This window comes from Turicibacter sp. GALT-G1 (assembly GCF_025594995.1).
In the GTDB taxonomy this organism is placed as follows: Bacteria; Bacillota_I; Bacilli_A; order MOL361; family Turicibacteraceae; genus Turicibacter; species Turicibacter bilis.
Window position 1 is genome coordinate 1 of sequence record NZ_JAMQUS010000006.1, and the last position, 2,451, is coordinate 2,451.

The 2,451-nt window shown below is 33.5% G+C and carries 2 protein-coding genes; both read left to right on the forward strand.

Features of this window, described 5'->3' with window-relative positions:
• The first annotated feature begins 84 nt into the window (after nucleotides 1–84).
• A complete protein-coding gene (gene istA, locus NEH74_RS00905) occupies nucleotides 85–1,668 on the forward strand; it encodes an IS21 family transposase (RefSeq protein WP_256637852.1) in 1,584 nt (527 codons plus the stop codon).
• Nucleotides 1,656–2,408 (forward strand): IS21-like element helper ATPase IstB, encoded by a 753-nt coding sequence (gene istB / locus NEH74_RS00910; protein WP_055243484.1) that lies wholly within the window; start codon nucleotides 1,656–1,658, stop codon nucleotides 2,406–2,408. Before istA ends, istB begins: the two co-directional genes overlap by 13 nt.
• Nucleotides 2,409–2,451 lie beyond the last annotated feature (43 nt).

A 2,451-nucleotide genomic window follows, 5' to 3' on the forward strand; every position in this document is an offset into this window, starting at 1 on the left:
TGTTTATAGTATTCTAATAATTAACAGGGATGCATTTGAAAAGTTAACATCTCTTTTGTAAAATTATCCATATCAACTAGAGATATGGAGGAGATAGGAGTGCTAACTTTGGAGAAGAAAGAAAAAATGATTCGTTTATATCTAAAAGGTCTATCTTATACCGACATTGCTAAAGAGATAGGAATGACTCGACAAACGGTTAGTAAATATATTAAGCAATATGAGAAGGATCAACAAGAATTAGAATTAGCTACGACCGCTGAAGAAAAAGAACAGATTATTATCCGTTCATCTGCTAAGCCTAAGTACGATAGTAGTAAACGTCAACGTATTAAATTAACACCTGATGTTGAGTCAATGATTGATTCTTGCTTAGAAGAAAATAAACAAAAGATTCAACAGGGGAAACGGAAACTCATCATGAAAAATACAGATATTTATGAATGGCTGATTTCGAAAAATATTGATATTAGCTATCGTTCAGTTTGTGCTTATGTTTCTAAACAAGCCCAACGTTCAAAAGAGGCATTTATTAGGCAAGTTTATGAGCCTGGACAAGTGGCTGAATTTGATTGGGGAGATGTTACTCTTTATATTGAGGAATTGGGTGCTGAGCGACGATTTAAAATTGGAGTGTTTGACTTAAAATATAGTGATAAGAGATTTGCTTACCTTTATTCACATGAAAATACGGAAGCTTTTCTTGATATTCACACTCGCTTCTTTGAAGAAATCAAAGGGGTTCCGACTGAAATCGTCTATGACAATGCACGTGTTCAAGTGAAACATCTAGCTGGTAGAGAAAAACAACCCACTGAGGTGGTTAAAAAATTAATGAATTATTACGGTTATATTCCCCGATACACCAATCCTTACAGTGGTCATGAAAAAGGTCATGTGGAGCGTTCTGTTGAATTAATTCGACGAAAAGCTTATAGTAAGTCTCACCATTTCAAAACAATTGCAGATGCTGTTACTGCACTTTTAGAAGCAACTCACCGTGAAAATCAAAAAATAAAACAACGAACGAACCAATCTGCAGAAACTGTATTTGCACAAGAACAGAAGAATTTACTTCCATATAGGTTACCCTTGGATACTTATTTAACCTCTACCTATAAAGTGAATAAATATAGTTTTATTCATGTCGATTCCAATTTTTATTCTGTTCCGGATTACTTAGTAGGAAAAGAGGTGACTGTCCGTAAAAACATTAACCAGATTAAAGTTTATTTCGATGATCGATTTTTATTTAAGGCTAACCGATTAATCGGACGTCACCAATATCATATAGATATTCATCACTATTTAGCGACATTAAAAAAGAAGCCCGGGGCAATTGCGCATAGCTTGGCTCTCAAACAAGCTACTCCCTGGCTTCAAAACATATTCCAAACTTATTATAACACAAATCCACGAGACTTTATCTATCTATTAACAATAATTGAGCAGAACTCTCTTGAAACGGTTCAGTTTGCGATTGAATCTTTAAAACGACAAGGGTTACCGATTCAAAATCATCATATCATCAATTACTTATTGAATTTAAACCCTAGTCAGTTCAATACCAAAGATTTAATTGAAGCCCCTATTGAACAAGCTTGTTATCATCAATTATCTGAAATTAGTTCAATGTATAGTCAAGGAGAAAACTCATGGATCAATTAATTAAAACTTACACCAAACATTTACGCTTACCTTATATTCATCAAAATTTGTCTTTTCATTTAGAACAAGCTCGGTTAGAAAATCAATCCTATGAAGAGTTCTTACTGAATCTTTTTCAATATGAGGTTGAACTTAGACAACAGAATGGGGTTAATACGCGTATAAGAGCTGCTAAATTTCCATATCTAAAACATTTAGAGGAATTAGAGGTCGCTGCTTTACCATTAGAGGCTCAAAAACATTATCAAACATTAAAAAGCTTAGAATTTATTGAAAAGAAACAAAATGTCATACTAGCAGGTAACCCTGGAACTGGTAAAAGTCATACGGTCATTGGACTTGGAATTAAAGCCTGTCAAGCTGGATATCATGTGTATTTTGCGCATGTTCCGACTTTAATTATTGAGTTAAAAGAAGCAAAAAATGAACGTGTCCTACAACGTTTAAAAAAGAAGTTTGATAAATATCATCTCGTTATTTTAGATGAGCTTGGTTATATCTCGTTTGATAAAGAAGGCGCAGAGCTGCTCTTTAACTTTATCTCTACTCGATGTGAAAAAGCATCAACAATGTTTACGACTAACTTGCCCTTTTCAAGATGGAATGAAATCTTCCATGATCCGATTATCACAGCGGCCATGGTTGATCGCATTACCCATCAATCTTATGTGATTAACATGAATGGAACAAGCTATCGTCTACAACAATCAAAAAAATTCTTAGAAAATCATGAAAGTTAAAAATTAAATTTCAATTAAGTTAACTTTTCACTTGCAATATACA